Annotated in this window: 1 pseudogene; it reads left to right on the forward strand. The window is 37.0% G+C overall.

Annotation, left to right across the window (positions count from 1 at the left end):
* Window positions 1-2: 2 nt before the first annotated feature.
* Window positions 3-559, forward strand: a pseudogene (locus tag CL42_RS16285) (heavy metal-associated domain-containing protein); the annotation flags it as partial.

Consider the following 559-nt stretch of genomic DNA (forward strand, 5'->3'; position numbering starts at 1 on the left):
TTATGAGTGGTTGTGGATGTAGTAAAGAAACACCATGCGAAGATAAGAAATCTCAACAAGAAAATCATCCATCAATTGCAGAAGCAAACAATTCAAAGAATTGTGATAATACGCTTAGCTGTTGTGGTGAAGAGGAAGAAAAAAAATCTTCATCTCCTTGCTGTAACACTTCAAACAGTTGTGAAGATACCGCTCAATCCTGTTATGGTTCTGATCCCAAAGAAAATTTAAGCACTGAAGACGTTTTAAAAGATTCGCACTACATGAGTGAATACTTAGTTCCCAAAATGGATTGTTCTGCGGAAGAACAGATGGTTCGTATGGCGCTATCTTCAATTGATGGTGTTCAAAAACTCATCTTTGATTTACCTAACCGTTCTTTAAAGGTTCTACATAATCAAAAAGATGAAAATATAACCACCAAACTTGAAGCTTTGGGTTTTGGTGCAAAGCTTGTGAAGACTGAAACTTATATAAGCAATCAACAGGCTAAGCAAACAAGTACCTACACCATTCCTAAAATGGATTGCTCTGCTGAAGAGCAAATGGTCCGTATGGC

Origin of the sequence: Acinetobacter sp. Ver3 (genome assembly GCF_000632455.1) — a bacterium.
In the GTDB taxonomy this organism is placed as follows: Bacteria; Pseudomonadota; Gammaproteobacteria; order Pseudomonadales; family Moraxellaceae; genus Acinetobacter.